This is a genomic window from Olleya aquimaris, assembly GCF_003259525.1.
GTDB classification, from domain to species: Bacteria; Bacteroidota; Bacteroidia; order Flavobacteriales; family Flavobacteriaceae; genus Olleya; species Olleya aquimaris.
The window spans coordinates 429,023-445,805 of the sequence record NZ_QLLO01000001.1 but is presented as its reverse complement, the minus strand read 5'-3'; the positions used below and the strand labels follow the sequence as shown (position 1 = coordinate 445,805).

At 33.5% G+C, this 16,783-nt stretch carries 18 protein-coding genes; 6 read left to right on the top strand and 12 right to left on the bottom strand.

What is annotated here, in order from left to right:
• Positions 1 to 56 precede the first annotated feature (56 nt).
• The 3 genes from dnaE to LY08_RS02040 all read right to left on the bottom strand — a co-directional run bounded on the left by dnaE (position 57) and on the right by LY08_RS02040 (position 5,926).
• Positions 57 to 4,445, bottom strand: coding sequence for a DNA polymerase III subunit alpha (dnaE, locus tag LY08_RS02050; RefSeq protein WP_111658772.1), 4,389 nt, complete (start codon positions 4,443 to 4,445; stop codon positions 57 to 59).
• Positions 4,446 to 4,592: 147 nt separating this feature from the next.
• Positions 4,593 to 5,042, bottom strand: coding sequence for a ferritin-like domain-containing protein (locus tag LY08_RS02045; RefSeq protein WP_111658886.1), 450 nt, complete (start codon positions 5,040 to 5,042; stop codon positions 4,593 to 4,595).
• A 191-nt stretch (positions 5,043 to 5,233) separates the two neighbouring features.
• Positions 5,234 to 5,926 carry a DUF6252 family protein gene (locus LY08_RS02040; RefSeq protein ID WP_111658771.1) on the bottom strand — a complete coding sequence of 231 codons (693 nt, stop codon included), beginning with the start codon at positions 5,924 to 5,926 and terminating at the stop codon, positions 5,234 to 5,236.
• 143 nt (positions 5,927 to 6,069) lie between these two features.
• Here LY08_RS02040 and LY08_RS02035 point away from each other — a divergent pair, with 143 nt between their 5' ends.
• From LY08_RS02035 to LY08_RS02010, 6 genes are all read left to right on the top strand, one after another.
• Positions 6,070 to 6,612, top strand: a complete 543-nt coding sequence (locus LY08_RS02035; RefSeq protein WP_111658770.1) for a 30S ribosomal protein S16 — start codon at positions 6,070 to 6,072, stop codon at positions 6,610 to 6,612.
• Positions 6,613 to 6,680: 68 nt separating this feature from the next.
• A complete protein-coding gene (rimM, locus tag LY08_RS02030) occupies positions 6,681 to 7,214 on the top strand; it encodes a ribosome maturation factor RimM (RefSeq protein ID WP_111658769.1) in 534 nt (177 codons plus the stop codon).
• A complete protein-coding gene (locus LY08_RS02025; RefSeq protein WP_111658768.1) occupies positions 7,207 to 7,920 on the top strand; it encodes a tRNA1(Val) (adenine(37)-N6)-methyltransferase in 714 nt (237 codons plus the stop codon). Before rimM ends, LY08_RS02025 begins: the two co-directional genes overlap by 8 nt.
• A 59-nt stretch (positions 7,921 to 7,979) precedes the next feature.
• Positions 7,980 to 9,158 carry an acyl-CoA dehydrogenase family protein gene (locus LY08_RS02020; RefSeq protein WP_111658767.1) on the top strand — a complete coding sequence of 393 codons (1,179 nt, stop codon included), beginning with the start codon at positions 7,980 to 7,982 and terminating at the stop codon, positions 9,156 to 9,158.
• A gap of 106 nt (positions 9,159 to 9,264) precedes the next feature.
• A complete protein-coding gene (locus tag LY08_RS02015) occupies positions 9,265 to 10,002 on the top strand; it encodes an SGNH/GDSL hydrolase family protein (protein WP_111658766.1) in 738 nt (245 codons plus the stop codon).
• A 4-nt stretch (positions 10,003 to 10,006) separates the two neighbouring features.
• Positions 10,007 to 10,912 (top strand): metallophosphoesterase, encoded by a 906-nt coding sequence (locus tag LY08_RS02010; RefSeq protein ID WP_111658765.1) that lies wholly within the window; start codon positions 10,007 to 10,009, stop codon positions 10,910 to 10,912.
• A gap of 3 nt (positions 10,913 to 10,915) precedes the next feature.
• Here the strand turns inward: LY08_RS02010 and LY08_RS02005 are convergent, their stop codons facing one another.
• The 9 genes from LY08_RS02005 to trmB all read right to left on the bottom strand — a co-directional run bounded on the left by LY08_RS02005 (position 10,916) and on the right by trmB (position 16,733).
• Positions 10,916 to 11,515 (bottom strand): P-loop NTPase family protein, encoded by a 600-nt coding sequence (locus tag LY08_RS02005; RefSeq protein WP_111658764.1) that lies wholly within the window; start codon positions 11,513 to 11,515, stop codon positions 10,916 to 10,918.
• Between the two features lie 72 nt (positions 11,516 to 11,587).
• Positions 11,588 to 11,920, bottom strand: coding sequence for a 2Fe-2S iron-sulfur cluster-binding family protein (locus LY08_RS02000; RefSeq protein WP_111658763.1), 333 nt, complete (start codon positions 11,918 to 11,920; stop codon positions 11,588 to 11,590).
• Between the two features lie 26 nt (positions 11,921 to 11,946).
• On the bottom strand, positions 11,947 to 12,303 hold the full coding sequence (locus tag LY08_RS01995) for a four helix bundle protein (protein ID WP_111658762.1): 357 nt from the start codon (positions 12,301 to 12,303) through the stop codon (positions 11,947 to 11,949).
• A 23-nt stretch (positions 12,304 to 12,326) separates the two neighbouring features.
• The gene (locus LY08_RS01990) at positions 12,327 to 13,388 is read right to left on the bottom strand and encodes an NAD(P)/FAD-dependent oxidoreductase (RefSeq protein WP_111658761.1); all 1,062 of its coding nucleotides are present in this window, start codon (positions 13,386 to 13,388) and stop codon (positions 12,327 to 12,329) included.
• 65 nt (positions 13,389 to 13,453) lie between these two features.
• Positions 13,454 to 13,696: a NifU family protein gene (locus LY08_RS01985; protein ID WP_111658760.1), complete on the bottom strand. Its 243-nt coding sequence runs from the start codon at positions 13,694 to 13,696 to the stop codon at positions 13,454 to 13,456.
• Positions 13,697 to 14,836, bottom strand: a complete 1,140-nt coding sequence (locus tag LY08_RS01980) for an Mrp/NBP35 family ATP-binding protein (RefSeq protein ID WP_111658759.1) — start codon at positions 14,834 to 14,836, stop codon at positions 13,697 to 13,699.
• A 177-nt stretch (positions 14,837 to 15,013) separates the two neighbouring features.
• Complete coding sequence (locus LY08_RS01975; protein ID WP_111658758.1) at positions 15,014 to 15,343, bottom strand: MGMT family protein; 330 nt, start codon at positions 15,341 to 15,343, stop codon at positions 15,014 to 15,016.
• Between the two features lie 82 nt (positions 15,344 to 15,425).
• The gene (locus tag LY08_RS01970; protein WP_111658757.1) at positions 15,426 to 16,055 is read right to left on the bottom strand and encodes a LysE family transporter; all 630 of its coding nucleotides are present in this window, start codon (positions 16,053 to 16,055) and stop codon (positions 15,426 to 15,428) included.
• Between the two features lie 3 nt (positions 16,056 to 16,058).
• On the bottom strand, positions 16,059 to 16,733 hold the full coding sequence (trmB, locus tag LY08_RS01965) for a tRNA (guanosine(46)-N7)-methyltransferase TrmB (RefSeq protein ID WP_111658756.1): 675 nt from the start codon (positions 16,731 to 16,733) through the stop codon (positions 16,059 to 16,061).
• Positions 16,734 to 16,783: the final 50 nt, after the last annotated feature.

The window sequence follows — 16,783 nt, the reverse complement described above, 5'->3', positions numbered from 1 at the left end:
TGTTTTGACTATTACGTTATTGTTTGCTTTTATATAATTAAAAAGTAGCCGACTATTTAGTTTAATTTAAAATAAACTTGTTCGCTTTCTAACTCGCTTAATAACTCTTGGCTAACCTTTACTTTTTGTTTTCGACTTGGCATGGTTAGTTTAATTTGGTCTCTGTTATCGTAAATCACAAAATTTAAAGACTGATTACCTGGATGCATTTGGATAAGTTCTTTTAACTTTTGGATTTTACCGGTTTCTAATTCTTTGATATTTAATTGAATGGATAGTTTTTTAGCATAGGTCTCCATAACATCATGTAACAACTGAAAGTTGTTAAACTGCAATCGTGGTTCGCTTTTTTTACCAGTATCGCGATTAACCCAACCTTCCCTAACAAAGACTTTGACATAGACAAAATTATTTTTTAGCAGGAAATGTCTAAACTTTAAATATTCTTCTCCAAAAATTCTAAACTCAAAGGTATCTGTATAATCTTCAACTGTAAATAACGCCCAACCTTTTCCTTGTTTACTTACCCTATGCTGTACATCTGTTACAACACCTCCAAAAGTTAGCTCTCGATTTACATAAGATTCTAAATCGTTAAACAAGGCTAAACTAGCATTACAGAATGTTTTCATTTCTGTTCTAAAATCATCCAAAGGATGTCCAGATATGTATACACCGACAACTTCACGTTCTTTAGCTAGTTTCTCCATAGTTCCCCAAGTTTCACATTCTGGAATTAGAGGTTCTTCTATTTGAACTTCACTTTCGCCACCAAACAGACTAACTTGGGCTGAGTTCTCGTTTTCTTGGTGTTTTGCACCATACTTAATGGCTTTTTCTAAAAAGGTTAAATCACTTCCGTCTTTAAAGAAATATTGTGCACGATGTGTATCTCCTAATTCGTCAAAACCTCCTGCGAGAGCAAGATTTTCAAACGCTTTTTTATTAGCAGCTCGCAAATCTATTCGTTTTGCTAAATCAAAAATTGAGGTGTAAGGTCCATCTTTTTTTCGATTTTCGACAATAGTCATTACTGCGCCATGTCCCACTCCTTTTATAGCTCCCATTCCAAATCGTACCGCATTATCTTTATTTACAGAAAACTTGTAAAAAGATTCGTTGACATCTGGACCTAAAACAGATAATTTCATACGCTTACACTCTTCCATAAAAAACGTCACCTGTTTGATGTCATTCATATTATTAGACAGTACTGCTGCCATATACTCTCCTGGGTAATGCGCTTTTAAATAGGCGGTTTGGTAGGCAATCCAAGCATAACACGTCGAGTGCGATTTGTTAAAGGCGTAACTTGCAAATGCTTCCCAATCTTTCCAAATTTTTTCAAGTTTTTTAGCGTCATGTCCTTTGGCACTAGCTTGCTCGATAAACTTTGGTTTCATTTTATCCAAAACCGCAATTTGCTTTTTACCCATTGCTTTACGTAAAACATCTGCTTCACCTTTGGTAAAGTCTGCTAGTTTTTGTGACAATAACATCACTTGCTCTTGGTAGACAGTAATTCCGTAGGTTTCTTTTAAGTACTCTTCCATTGCTGGTAAGTCGTACTCTATATCTTCATCACCATGTTTTCTACGCACAAAACTTGGTATGTATTCCATTGGACCAGGTCTGTACAGTGCATTCATTGCAATTAAGTCGTCAAAAACTGTAGGTTTTAAGTCTTTTAAATGCTTTTGCATTCCAGGAGATTCATATTGAAACACTCCCACTGTTTCACCTCGTTGGAATAACTCAAAGGTCTTAGCATCATCTAGTGGAAAATTTTCAGGATCTAACTGAATACCATGTTTTGCTTTTACAATCTTAACCGTATCTTTTATTAATGTTAAGGTTTTTAGTCCTAAAAAGTCCATTTTAAGCAATCCTGCATCCTCAACAACCGAGTTATCAAACTGTGTGACATACAGGTCGGAATCTTTTGCAGTAGCAACAGGCACAAATTTGGTAATGTCGTCTGGTGTAATAATCACACCACAAGCGTGAATACCAGTGTTTCTAACCGATCCTTCTAAGGTTCTTGCTAAATTTACTGTTTCTGCTTCCAGATCATCTCCTTCGGATATGTTTAAAAGTTGATTGACTTTTTCTAAATCTTCAGCTCTAAATTTTTGACCTAATTCTTTTTCGCTTAATCCAAATATTTTTCCAAGCTTAGACATGGTTGGAATTAACTTAGCTATTCTATCTGCATCAAACAATGGTAAATCTAATACACGCGCAGTATCTCGAATACTAGATTTTGCAGCCATAGTCCCATAAGTAATGATTTGTGCGACTTGGTTACTTCCATATTTTTTGATCACGTAATCCATGACACGACTTCGACCTTCGTCATCAAAATCGATATCAATATCTGGCATACTAATACGGTCTGGATTTAAAAAACGCTCAAAAAGTAAGTTGTATTTTAAGGGGTCTATATTGGTAATCCACAAACAATAAGCAACCACTGATCCCGCTGCACTACCACGTCCTGGACCAACAGACACATCCATGTTTCTGGCTTCACGAATAAAATCTTCTACAATTAAGAAATAACCTGGATATCCTGTGTTTTCAATGACTTCAAGTTCAAAATCTAGTCTTTCTTTAATTTCATCTGTTAAGTCTTCACCATATCGTTTTTTTGCTCCTTCGTAGGTTAGATGTCTTAAAAAGGCATTTTCACCTCGTTTACCACCATCTTTTTCGTCCTCTTCATGTTTAAATTCTTCCGGAATATCAAAAGCTGGTAATAAGACTTCTCTAGCTAATTGATAGGCTTCTATTTTATCTACTACTTCTTGAATATTACTAATAGCTTCTGGCACATCTTTAAACAGTGCTTTCATCTCTTCTTGAGACTTAAAGTAATAGTCTTGATTAGGTAATCCGTATCGATATCCTCGACCTCTACCTATTGGAGTAGCTTGTTTTTCGCCATCTTTAACACATAATAAAATATCATGTGCATTGGCATCTTCTTGTTTGGCGTAATAAGTGTTATTGGTGGCAACAAGTTTAATATTATGTTGCTCTGAAAATTTAATTAACGTAGGATTTATACGGTTTTCATCTTCTTGATTATGGCGCATCAACTCGATATACAAATCATCCTGAAATAATTCTTTCCACCACAGCAAAGCTTCCTCTGCTTGGTTTTCACCAACGTTTAAAATTTTACTTGGGACTTCACCATATAAATTTCCTGTTAAACAGATTAAATCGTCTTTATACTGTTCGATTAACTTTTTATCGATTCTTGGTAGATAATAAAAGCCATCCACAAAAGCATGAGAGGATAATTTGGCCAAATTATGGTAGCCATTTTTGTTTTTTGCTAATAATACTATTTGATAACCATTGTCTTTTCTGGTTTTATCTAAGTGATCTTCGCACACAAAAAACTCGCAACCAATAATGGGTTTTATTTTTTTTACAGTTGTCGTTTCGCCTTTTTCTTCTGCTTCTGCAATTTTAGCTTCAACAGATTTGTTGTGTTTATTTACTGCATTAACAAAATGAAAAGCTCCCATCATGTTAGCATGATCCGTTAACGCAACCGCTTCCATATTGTGGGACGCAGCTTCTGTAACTAAATCTGCAACACTCATTGTAGACTGTAAAACAGAAAATTGTGAGTGATTATGAAGATGTACAAAATTAGCCGATTTTAACTCTTGTACATTTTCTTTAATCGTTTCTGAAGAAATATCTGATGCTTCTTCCTTCTGAAGTCTAGCATTAATCTTTGCACTTTCTTTTTTAAGATTAATATGCTTAAGACCAATTAACTGTATTGGTTGTGGGTTTTCACGATTAAATCTCTCAAAATAATCGGGTTGAACGTCTAGCTCTTCTTTAGTAAACTCTTTACGTCTAATTAATTCTAAAAAACAACGTGTTGTAGCTTCAACATCTGCTGTAGCGTTGTGTGCTTCTGCAAATGGTTGATTAAATAAAAACTGATGCAACTCGGTTAACGTTGGTAATTTAAATTTTCCGTAACGTCCACCTGGAATTTTACAAAGCTCTGCAGTATGTTCTGTACATGTATCCAATACAGGAAGTTCTTGGAGTTGATTTGCAATATCCATACGAACAAACTCGGCTCCCATGATATTTAAATCAAACTTGACATTTTGACCAACAACAAATTTGGTTTTATTTAAAGCAACATTAAATTTTTCTAAAACGTCTAAAAGGGGTACACCTTGCTCTTGTGCTAACTCTGTAGAGATTCCATGAATTTTCTCCGCATCATATGGAATATTAAACCCATCAGGTTGTACTAAATAATCCTGACTCTCGATACAATTACCCATCTCGTCATGTAATTGCCATGCAATTTGAATACATCTTGGCCAATTATCTACGTCTGTTATTGGTGCATCCCAACGTTTCGGTAATCCTGTAGTTTCGGTATCAAAAATTAAATACATTGAAGAGTTTTAGTGATTTATTGCTAAAAAATATGAGCTTATAAAAATACAGAGAATATTCCCTTTTTTAAAGTGAAGTTATAAACAGTTGTAAACAAAAAAAAGCCAACTGAAATTCAGTTGGCTTTTTTAAATATTTAATTAGAATTATGACACTAATTCTTCGTGAACTTTCTCGGTATTAATTGCTGCTTGAATTGCATTTCTATGCTTATTCAATAAATTATCAATACTTGGTGGTAAGCTATTTTCTTTCAATAACTCGTCATAAGTCTCAAGACTTGCTTCCTCACCTCTGATAGCTTCTTCTAGAATAGCTTCTTCATTATTAGAAGAGAAAGTAGATTTTAATGACATCCAATTTCTGTGCATTGTCCCAGTAAAACTACCCGAATCTTCAGGTATTTGACCATATCTTAAGATTTCTGTTCTTAATTCTTTAGCAAATTCACTTCTTTCTGATGCACGTCTTTTAAAAAACATTTTAAGTCTGTCACTATCGACATTGTCCATTGCATTTAAATAGCCTTTCTCAGCATCATAATTTTTGATTAATAATTCGTTTAACTTTTTAGAAATTTCTTCAGTGTACTTCATAATATCTTTTATCATTTTAAAATTTCAATATATTTTTTAAAGATGTGTATTGTTTCACATCTACAATCTTAATATAGCAGACAGAAGCGCTTTTGTCAAGCGATTTAACAGTGTTTGTGATGCTTTTAAGAGTATTTAACAAAAAAAGCCAACGCGACTGCGTTGGCTTTTTTAAAATAGTATATTCTATATTAATTAGAGCAATCTCCAAGCCCATTAATAATAGCCTGAATAGATCCATCGGTATCTCCACATGCTTGTTTTTTTACTTCAAGTGCAGTTTTATATGCCATACAAAATTGTGTGTATTGCGGTCCATTAGGATCTACATTATTATAGTTAGTTTGTGTTGTTGCTGCTACAGCTATTGCGTTTAAACATGCTTGTGTTTGACCAGAAGAATCTGCAACACCAATACTTAATATTGGTACATTATAAAAATAACCTCTATTAAAGTTTTCAGAATTTAATCCAGTAACATCAAATGCATGAAAGCTAAAAGTACCAGACACTGTTCTCTCTACTAAGTTAAACTCTGTTATAGTTATATTGCCTTCAGATGGATATATCTGTACACTTGGGTGTGGTATACTGTTGGTGGAGTAAATGGTACCTTGCTGATTTTCAAAAGTTGCAGAAGACACAGTATTCCCTAATAAATAAGACCCTTCAATAGAGTTAGTAGTCTTTAGATTTATGGTTTCTAAATTTCTAATTCCTGTAATAGTTAAGTAGCCTTGATCATCAACATTAGCCCTATAATTTGTGGCCTCCCAATAAGCTTCTCCATTATATCCTATAAAAGCAGGTGTGTTAAACACAAGCTCCTCTCCACAAGAGGTTAGCGTAATTAATAAAGCCAATAGGATTGATATTCTTTTCATTATAATACATTTAACGTCATCAAAAATAGAATAAATTAATTTTATTTGACAGAATTACTTTAAAAACTTGAAAATTAAAAAATTATAGTATCTTTGCAGACTTATTAATAATCGAGGTCGTGAACCTCACAAATTAATTATTTATGCCAGTAAAAATTAGATTACAAAGACACGGTAAAAAAGGGAAACCTTACTATTGGATCGTAGCAGCAGATGCTAGAGCAAAAAGAGATGGTAAATACTTAGAAAAACTAGGCGCTTACAATCCAAACACTAACCCAGCAACAATCGATTTAGATATTGATGGTGCAGTAAAATGGTTACAGAATGGTGCACAACCTACTGATACAGCAAAAGCAATTTTATCTTATAAAGGTGCTATGCTTAAAAACCATTTAGCAGGTGGAGTTAGAAAAGGTGCTTTAACTGAAGAACAAGCAGAAGCTAAATTTAATGCTTGGGTTGAAGAAAAAGCTAGCAAGGTAGAAGCTAAAAAAGAAGGCTTATCTAAAGCTGAAGCTGAAGCAAAAGCAAAAGCTTTTGAAGCAGAAAAAGCAGCTAACGAAGCACGTATCGCTGCAGCAACTCCTGTAGAAGAAGAAGCTGAAGAAGTACCTGAAACTGAAGTTGAAGGAAACCCTACTGATGAAGTAGAAACTTTAGAAGCTGCAAAAGAAGAAGAATAAAAAATATTTTTTTATACTTTTAAACTCCGATAAAGACTTATCGGAGTTTTTTATGCAAAAAACTTACTATGGATATTAAAGATTGCTTTTTTTTAGGGAAAATTGTAAAAAAATATAGTTTTAAAGGCGAATTGCTTATAAAACTAGATACAGACGAGCCTGAATTATACGAAAACTTAGACTCTATACTTGTTAATTTAAGAGGAACTTTAGTACCATTTTTTATTGAAAGTGCTCAGCTTCATAAATCTGAATTGCTTCGTGTAAAATTTGAAGATGTAGATACAGAAGCAGATGCAGATGCACTAATTAAAAGTGAAACCTATCTACCGTTAAGCTTTTTACCAGAATTAGATGAGGATAAATTTTATTTTCATGAAATTATTGGTTTTAATGTAGAAGACAAAAACTTTGGTACAGTAGGAGTTATTAAAGGTGTAAACGATACCACCGCACAATCTTTATTTGAAATAGACCGAGATGGTATTGAAATTTTAATACCCATGAATGACGAGTTTATCACTAAAGTCGACAAACCTAATAAAACCATTTTTGTAGATACGCCAGAAGGGTTAATTGAATTGTATTTAGAGGATGAATAAACCTTTTAATTTCAAACAATTTACAGTCCAACAAGATCAATGTGCTATGAAAATTGGTACAGACAGTGTCCTACTAGGCGCTTGGACACCTTTAGACACCAATCCATTCTCTATTTTAGATATTGGTGCAGGAACTGGTGTTTTGTCTTTAATGTTAGCACAGCGCAGTACTGCTCAACTTATTGATGCAATAGAAGTAGATGATTTAGCATACGAGCAATGTGTGGATAATTTTGAAACCTCTCCTTGGAGCGACCGTTTATTTTGTTATCATGCAGACTTAGCAGAGTTTACCGAAGAAATTGAGGATAAATATGACCTTATTATTTCTAACCCTCCTTTTTATTCTGAAGATTATAAAACAGAAAGTGGACCACGCGATTTAGCTAGATTTACTGATGCTTTACCTTTTGACCACCTATTAGATTGTGTATCTCAATTACTTACAGATGATGGTGTGTTTTCTGTTGTTATTCCGTTTAAAGAAGAGGATAACTTTATTGCATTAGCTTCTAAAGTTACATTGTTTCCTAAAAAAATATTACATATTAAAGGTTCACCTTCTTCAGAAACAAAACGAAGTTTGATAGTCTTTTCTTTCAGCGAAAGCGAAATAAAAAAAGAAACACTTATTATTGAAACTTCAAGACACCAATACACCCAAGACTACATTAATCTGACTAAAGAATTTTATCTTAAAATGTAAGATAAAATTGTGTTCTGCAAACGTTTTCGTTACTTTTGTTTTTCAATTAAAACAAGACCATGAAACCAGATTTATTTGAAGCTCCAGATTATTACAACTTAGACGAATTACTTACCGAAGAGCATAAATTAGTACGCGATGCTGCTAGAGAATGGGTAAAACGTGATGTCTCACCTATTATCGAAGAAGCTGCTCAAAAAGCAGAATTCCCTAAATCTATTATTGGTGGATTGGCAGAAATTGGTGCGTTTGGACCTTACATTCCTGTTGAGTATGGAGGTGCAGGATTAGACCAAATTGCCTACGGATTAATTATGCAAGAGATAGAGCGTGGCGACTCTGGTGTACGTAGTACAGCGTCTGTGCAATCGTCTTTAGTGATGTATCCTATCTGGAAATATGGTAACGAGGAACAACGCCAAAAATATTTACCTAAATTAGCTAGTGGAGAATGGATTGGTAGTTTTGGTTTAACAGAGCCTGATCATGGAAGTAATCCTGGTGGAATGACTACCAATTTTAAAGATATGGGTGACCATTATTTGTTAAACGGAGCAAAAATGTGGATATCAAATTCGCCATTTTGTAACATTGCAGTAGTTTGGGCAAAGAATGAAGAAGGTCGTATCCATGGATTAATTGTAGAACGTGGTATGGAAGGTTTTACAACGCCAGAAACACATAACAAATGGTCGCTTCGTGCATCTGCAACTGGAGAACTTATTTTTGATAACGTTAAAGTCCCAAAAGAAAACTTATTACCAAACAAATCTGGTTTAGGAGCACCTTTAGGATGCTTAGACTCTGCACGTTTTGGTATTGCTTGGGGAGCAATTGGAGCTGCAATGGATTGTTATGATACTGCTTTACGTTACAGTAAAGAGCGTATCCAATTTGGAAAACCTATTGGGCAATTCCAATTGCAACAAAAAAAATTAGCCGAAATGATTACCGAAATTACCAAAGCACAATTATTAGCTTGGCGATTAGGTGTGATGCGTGAAAACGGTACAGCTACCTCAGCACAAATCTCTATGGCGAAACGAAATAATGTCGATATGGCTTTAACTATTGCACGAGATGCTAGACAAATGTTAGGTGGAATGGGAATTAGTGGAGAATATAGCATTATGAGACATATGATGAACCTTGAAAGTGTAGTGACTTATGAAGGTACACACGATATTCATTTATTAATTACTGGATTGGATGTTACTGGTTTAAATGCCTTTAAATAAGTCGCATATCTATTTTTGATAACCCTTTTAAATAAAAAAATACTAAAAATGCTTCTCTAAACGGGAAGCATTTTTTTGTTCAACCCTTTAGTTGTAAATTTAGTTTATGAAAAAGAACATCTACCTAAAGCTTATTGTAATTGTATCATTAACAATTGGTTGTAGCTCCAACTCTAGTAGCTTATCTAACTCGATGTCCCAAACTCAAACAGATACAACAGATCAAACACCTATAGACAATCCACAACATTTTAAAATATTGTCTTTAGGTGATAGTTATACTATTGGTCAAAGTGTTTGTGACACGTGTCGTTTTCCAGAACAATTAAAAGACAGTTTGTCAACTGTTTTTAATAATGATACGTTTTCTTTAAAAATTGTTGCCCAAACTGGTTGGACAACTACTAACCTTAAAAATGCTATAGCCAATACAATTTTAATTGAAGATTATGAATTAGTAACGTTGCTAATTGGAGTTAATAATCAATTTCAAAGTAGACCTTTTTCGTTATACGAAACCGAATTTCCGGAATTGGTCAATACTGCTATCACACAAGCCAAAGGTGATAAAAATAGGGTAATTGTGGTCTCTATCCCAGATTATGCTTACACACCATTTGGTGGTGGTAACACCTATATTTCTCAAGGTATAGATACATATAACGCTTTCGCGGAAAGCTATTGCGCATCCAACAATATTACTTTTGTAAACATAACAGACATTACCAGACAAGGCTTAGAAGACCCAGAACTAGTAGCATCTGACGGTTTACATCCATCTACAAAAGCCTATAGTAAATTTGTAGAACGCATTTTACCATTTGCAATAGAACAACTAAATTAGCTACATGTTTTCAGGGAGAAAAAAATTAAACAGAGCTTATAAAAACGCTAAAGTTGTACCCTTTGATGACAAATCTAAATTTATATTTTTTAGCGATTGTCATCGTGGTGACAACAGTTTTGCTGACGATTTTTCTAATAATCGAAACATATACTACCATGCGTTAAAACATTATTATGTTGAGGGTTTTAGCTACGCAGAATTAGGTGATGGAGACGAACTTTGGGAAAACATATCCTTCAAATCTATATTAGAAGCACATAAAAACGTGTATGAGTTAATGAGCTTGTTTCATAAACAACAACGTCTGCATTTAATTTGGGGAAACCATGACATGGTTTATAGAAATCCAGAGTATGTAAAGAAAAACTTATCATCTTATTTTGATCCTAAAGTTGGTGAAGATGTCGAGCTTTTTGGTGACATTAAATACAACGAAGCAATAATTTTAAAACACAAAGACACACAACAAGAACTATTTTTAACTCATGGTCATCAAGCCGATTGGTGGAATTACACCTTTTGGAAATGGAGTAGATTTATGGTACGAGTCCTATGGAAACCCTTAAATGTAATGGGTATTGCAGATCCAACCAGTCCTGCAAAAAACTATAAAGAATTAATTAAAGTAGAACGTCGTACTAAAAAATGGATTATTGAAAACAACAATTTAATTACTATAACTGGTCACACCCATAGACCACGATTTCCAGAACCAGGAGATATTGCTTTTTTTAATGATGGTAGTTGTGTCCATCCCAGAAGTATTACAGGTTTAGAATTAGAAAATGGAGCCATATCGCTTATTAAATGGCAAATTGCCACAAAAGAAGATGGTACTTTACAGATTGTAAGAATGTTGCTAGAAGGTCCTAGACGATTAGTGGATTATAAGACAGATAAATTGTAGTCTTCACTTTAAAGGCGGAGGAGGTGGAGGTGGTGTATTTAATTTTTCATTTAAAACTATTGGCAAATCAATTGTATCACTAATTTTCTCGAAAGTAGATGTAACTAAATTTAAATATTTAGTTAGTTTTTCTATATTAGAATTATCAAAAGACAGGTATAATAATAGTTTATCTGGATTTGAAGAATAATTAAATTTCTTACCATAGTTATATATATCTTTTTTCAAGATTGATTTCAAACTATCTAACGGAAAAGACAAATTGGCTTTATAAATTGAATCATTATAAATTTCAATTGTATTTTTTCTTTTAATAAGAATGCAAGAAGTATTTTCCCAACAAAAATTAACCAACTGTACTGATTTTATTTCATTGTTATTTTTTATAACAACTTTAGAAAGACTGTCATTACAAGCAATTTCTGAAGTTCTTTCAAATAGCTTATCAAAAGTATTGTATTTTCCTAAGTCTAATTCAATACTTAAGCTATCCTTTTTTATGAGTTCTTTACCAAAGGTTTTTTGAATAATAATTTCTTCATTAGAAGTTTTATTACAGCCATAAAATAAGATAATTATAAAAATGGAAATGTATATTCTCATTTTATAAATTTAAAAAATTAATAGCTTCAAAACTAGTTGAATTTTGAGATTCCTGCCTACGCAGGAATAGTATTAACTTTCTGGAGCCAACTCTACTTCCAAACCTTCCATGTCTGGAGTTATTTGGATTTGACACCCTAAACGTGAATTATCTTTGACATAAAACGCTTCACTTAGCATAGCTTCTTCGTCATCTTGCATCTCTGGGAGTTGGGTATCACTTAACACATAGCATTGGCAACTTGCACACATCGCCATACCACCACAAACACCAATAGTACCTTCAGGAGCCAGCTCGTAACTTCTTACAACTTCCATAAGGTTCATTGCCATATCAGTTGGTGCTAACACGTTGTGGGTAACACCATCTCTGTCTGTTATTTTAATGTTTATGTCTTGTTCCATAGGAAAAAGTAATTAGGAGTTAGGTACTAGTAGTTAGTTTTTATCGATTTAATTAAGCCATGAAGCATTTTTGAAATTTCATTTGTATTTTCAATAAGTAGTATAGCTTCTTCTTTATTTAAAAAATTCAGTCTAATAGATAAATATAGCATTGATCTAACTTCACTATTTGATGCTAAAGAAAAATACAAAAACCTAGAAAAATCTGCATTGGAATTTCTATCAAATCCTTCAGCAATATTATTTGATATTGAGACAGCAGCTCTTTTAATTTGATCCCTAAAGGAAAAATCTTTATTATCTTGAAATAATTTATAAATAGTAACTGCTAGATCTTGTGATTTTTGCCAAACCAATAAATCCTCAAATTTTTGTACTGCCATTTTTACTTACTACTAGGTACTAACTACTCAATACTCTTTACCACTGCTTTTGGCGCTTCTTTTCGTGTTCCATCAAATCCATCAATACCACTTACCGTTGTGTACTTTAATACATAACGCTTTCCTGGATTAATAATTTGATAAGCTGCTTGACACATTAATGTTGCTTCATGAAAACCACAAAGAATTAGTTTTAATTTTCCTGGATACGTGTTTACATCTCCAATTGCGAAAATACCAGGAATATTAGTTTGGTAATCTAAAGCATTATTCACTTTTATAGCATTTTTTTCAATCTCTAATCCCCAATTTGCAATAGGTCCTAATTTTGGCGATAAACCAAATAATGGAATAAAATGGTCGCATTCTATTTCAAATTCTTTTTCAATATGTGCAGCTTGTTTTACAACAACACCAGAGACTTTTTCGTCACCTAAAAGCCCAATGACTTCTGCTGGTGTAACCAAATTAATTTTACCTTTATTTTTTAGTTCTTGTACCTTCTCTACAGAATCTAAATGCCCTCTAAATTCGTTGCGTCTATGGATTAACGTTACTTCTGATGCGACATCGCTTAAAAAGATACTCCAGTCTAAAGCAGAATCACCTCCTCCAGCAATAACTACTTTTTTATTTCTATAAATTTCTGGATCTTTAATAATATACTCGACACCTTTATCTTCAAAATCTTTAATATTATGAATTAAAGGTTTTCTTGGCTCAAAACTACCCAATCCACCTGCTATTGCTACTACAGGAGCATGGTGTTTGGTCCCTTTATTTGTAGTTACAATAAAAGTTCCGTCTTCTTGCTTATCAATAGTTTCGGCACGCTCACCTAATGTAAAACCAGGCTCAAACTGCTTACATTGTTCTAATAATTTATCTGTTAAATCGCCTGCTAATATCTCTGGATATGCAGGTATATCATAAATAGGTTTTTTTGGATAAATCTCTGAACATTGTCCACCAGGTTGAGGAAGTGCATCTATTAAATGACACTTTAATTTTAATAAACCTGCTTCAAACACTGTAAAAAGACCTGTTGGTCCTGCACCAATAATGAGTATATCTGTTTTAATCATGAATTTTCAATTTCAGGAAGTAAATGTAATGTCAAAACCTTTGATTTATTATGACAAAAGTCAGTTTAAGCTTCAACATTTATAACGTGTTCTATTTGAGGAGCGTATTTTTTTATAGTCATTTCTACACCAGATTTTAAAGTCATTTGGTTAACACTACATCCTACGCATGCGCCTTCTAATTGCACTTTGACTAATTTACCATCTTCTATAGATAACAATGAAATATCACCACCATCACTTTGTAAAAATGGACGAATTTCCTCTAGTGCTTTCTCTACGTTTAATCTTAATTCTTCTGTTGTCATCTATTTTTTATTAACTGCAGAACATCCTGCCATAGTGGTTATTTTTATTGCTTCGGTTGCTGGAAGATTATCATTTCTATCCACTACTTGTTGCACCACATTTTGAGTAATAGTTTCAAATGCTTTTTCTAAAGGTGTTGCAGTTTGCATAGCTGCTGGACGACCAACATCACCTGCTTCACGTATGCTTTGAACTAAAGGTATTTGACCTAAAAGTGGTACTTGTAAATCTTCTGATAGATGCTTAGCGCCTTCTTTACCGAAGATGTAATATTTATTATCAGGCAATTCTTCTGGAGTAAAATACGCCATATTTTCAATAATTCCCAAAACAGGTACGTTTATGCTGTCTTGCTGAAACATTGCCACCCCTTTTTTAGCGTCTGCTAAAGCTACATTTTGAGGCGTACTTACAACCACAGCTCCTGTAATAGGAAGAGATTGCATGATACTTAAATGTATGTCTCCTGTACCAGGAGGTAAATCGATTAATAAAAAGTCTAATTCTCCCCAAGCTGCATCAAAAATCATTTGGTTTAATGCTTTAGCAGCCATAGGTCCACGCCAAACGACAGCTTGGTCTGGTTTAGTGAAAAATCCGATTGAAAGAATTTTTACTCCGTAGTTTTCTACAGGTTTCATTTTAGACTTTCCATCAACAGTCACTGATAAAGGACGCTCTAGCTCTACATCAAACATAATTGGCATAGATGGTCCGTAAATATCTGCGTCTAACACACCCACTTTAAAGCCCATTTTAGCTAAAGTTACTGCTAGGTTTGCTGTAACAGTCGATTTTCCAACTCCACCCTTACCTGATGCTACTGCAACAATGTTTTGGATGCCAGGAATGGCTTTTCCTTTAATGACATTTGGAGCCGATTTTTCTGGAGCATCTACTTTAATGTTAACTTTTATCTTTGCTTTTTCATAAACTTGTTTATGAATAGCTTGTAATATCTCTACCTCTGTTTTTTTACGAGCTTGAAGTGCTGGATTTTTTATGGTGATATCTACAATCACCTCATCTGCAAATGTTACCACATTGGTTACTGCTCCGCTTTCTACCATATTTTGACCTTCGCCAGGAACGGTTATGGTTTCTAATGCTTTAAGTATGTCTTGTTTGTTTAATTTCATATGCTTTTCAAGAAAAAAGAGATGAGAAAAAAGAAAAGAGATTTTACTCAAACCCTTAACTACTACTCTTAGTTTATATTTTCTAATTCAGAATGATTCTAAAGTGCAAATATACTACATAAACCTTGAAGAATGAAGTGGTTGGTTTGATGTTTTTTATGGTGTGATAAGTGTAAGCTATAACTCTTTTGAGGGCTCCCAAAACACCTCATCAAAATTCTGGATTTGGTTGTCTATTACAGTAACGCCTTCACTTTCTAATAATTGTTGCATTAGGTTGGTACCCTCAAAATGATGCTTGCCTGTTAATAACCCTTTACGGTTAACTACGCGATGTGCCGGAACATCTTTATTATGTGAGCCATTCATAGCATAACCAACCATTCTGGCACTACGTTTGGCGCCTAAATAGTTAGCAATTGCTCCGTAACTAGTTACACGACCATAAGGTATTAGCTTGGCTACTTCATACACTTTATCAAAAAAATTGAGTGTTTCTGGTTTCATGTGTGTTGTGTTTTTTTTATAAATCACATGTTACTTCCAAAGTAGTAATTCTCTTTAAAATTGAGATTAAGTTAAGGAAGTATCATAAATCTTTTATGATGTTTATCAACGTCACAATGGATATAATTCCGGTTATGATACCAATAATGTAATTCATGTTTTTTTGTGATTTGATTTTCTTGTTTTTTATGCGTTTAAAAAAGAAAACATACACATATAACATCACAAACGTCCCAGTTGCAGCTCCAGCTACATAAGATGTGATACTAACATTATCAAACGTTAACCAGCCTAAACTAGCTAAAGTAACACTCATATACGCCTGATACGGAATAGGAAACACATTTAACGACGATAAAAACATCCCTTGAAAAAACCTACTATGTTTACTACGTCGTTCTTGCTCTACTTTTAATTTTGGTTGTTGCTTTGCTAATGCTAAAAAGTAAATAGTAATCAAGACAAAAAGCACAAATGCTACACGTTGTAAAACTTGAACAATCTCTGGATGTTTACTAAGATATCTTGCAAATATTACTGCAATTAAGGTTTGTATAATTACTACAACACACACACCTATAGAAAACATTAATCCACGAGAATAGCCTTCTTTTATACTAATTTTTGCAGCAGTCATATTAAGTAATCCAGGCGGAATAACTCCAATTAACGCAATAAGCATGCTTATAAAAAAGGTGATGGTAAGATTCAAAAGTTAGTTAATTTTAAATCTAATATACGTAATTGGTTTGTCTTTTTGCAGGTATTGGTTTTCGTAAAACGTTTGCACGCTAGTAACTTCCTCTGGACTACCTTCTTGTCTATACACATCGTTATTAGCATATAGCACTTCATGACCTTCGCCATGTAATAATCCTAGAGTGTATCCATGCATAAACTCGGAATCCGTTTTTAAATTCATTATTCCGTCAGGTTTTAACACGTGTTTATAACGTTTTAAAAACTGAGAATTAGTCATTCTGTGTTTAGTACGTTTATACTTTATTTGTGGGTCTGGAAAGGTAATCCAGATTTCATCCACTTCGTTTTCTGCAAAAACGTATTCAATTAGTTCTATTTGGGTTCTAATAAAAGCTACGTTAGGAATATTTTCTTCAATTGCGGTTTTAGCACCTCTCCAAAAACGTGCCCCTTTAATATCAATACCAATAAAATTTTTGTTTGGATATTTTTTGGCTAGAGCTACACTGTATTCTCCTTTTCCACATCCCAACTCTAAGACTAAAGGATTATTGTTTTTAAAAACAGTTTTATTCCATTGTCCTTTGTATTGGTAATCTGCTTCCACTAACTCTGCTCTGGTTGGTTGAAAGACATTGTCAAAGGTTTCGTTTTCTTTAAATCTTTTCAGTTTATTTTTACTACCCACTGTTGTGTATTTCTTGTTTAGGGTGTAAAATTAAGGAAATATAGTTTAGG

Excerpts from the sequence above, each read along its gene's own strand:
- dnaE (WP_111658772.1), bottom strand. The coding sequence starts at position 4,445 with ATGTATTTAATTTTTGATACCGAAACTACAGGATTACCGAAACGTTGG.
- LY08_RS02045 (WP_111658886.1), bottom strand. The coding sequence starts at position 5,042 with ATGAAGTACACTGAAGAAATTTCTAAAAAGTTAAACGAATTATTAATC.
- LY08_RS02040 (WP_111658771.1), bottom strand. The coding sequence starts at position 5,926 with ATGAAAAGAATATCAATCCTATTGGCTTTATTAATTACGCTAACCTCT.
- LY08_RS02035 (WP_111658770.1), top strand. The coding sequence starts at position 6,070 with ATGCCAGTAAAAATTAGATTACAAAGACACGGTAAAAAAGGGAAACCT.
- rimM (WP_111658769.1), top strand. The coding sequence starts at position 6,681 with ATGGATATTAAAGATTGCTTTTTTTTAGGGAAAATTGTAAAAAAATAT.
- LY08_RS02025 (WP_111658768.1), top strand. The coding sequence starts at position 7,207 with ATGAATAAACCTTTTAATTTCAAACAATTTACAGTCCAACAAGATCAA.
- LY08_RS02020 (WP_111658767.1), top strand. The coding sequence starts at position 7,980 with ATGAAACCAGATTTATTTGAAGCTCCAGATTATTACAACTTAGACGAA.
- LY08_RS02015 (WP_111658766.1), top strand. The coding sequence starts at position 9,265 with ATGAAAAAGAACATCTACCTAAAGCTTATTGTAATTGTATCATTAACA.
- LY08_RS02010 (WP_111658765.1), top strand. The coding sequence starts at position 10,007 with ATGTTTTCAGGGAGAAAAAAATTAAACAGAGCTTATAAAAACGCTAAA.
- LY08_RS02005 (WP_111658764.1), bottom strand. The coding sequence starts at position 11,515 with ATGAGAATATACATTTCCATTTTTATAATTATCTTATTTTATGGCTGT.
- LY08_RS02000 (WP_111658763.1), bottom strand. The coding sequence starts at position 11,920 with ATGGAACAAGACATAAACATTAAAATAACAGACAGAGATGGTGTTACC.
- LY08_RS01995 (WP_111658762.1), bottom strand. The coding sequence starts at position 12,303 with ATGGCAGTACAAAAATTTGAGGATTTATTGGTTTGGCAAAAATCACAA.
- LY08_RS01990 (WP_111658761.1), bottom strand. The coding sequence starts at position 13,388 with ATGATTAAAACAGATATACTCATTATTGGTGCAGGACCAACAGGTCTT.
- LY08_RS01985 (WP_111658760.1), bottom strand. The coding sequence starts at position 13,696 with ATGACAACAGAAGAATTAAGATTAAACGTAGAGAAAGCACTAGAGGAA.
- LY08_RS01980 (WP_111658759.1), bottom strand. The coding sequence starts at position 14,836 with ATGAAATTAAACAAACAAGACATACTTAAAGCATTAGAAACCATAACC.
- LY08_RS01975 (WP_111658758.1), bottom strand. The coding sequence starts at position 15,343 with ATGAAACCAGAAACACTCAATTTTTTTGATAAAGTGTATGAAGTAGCC.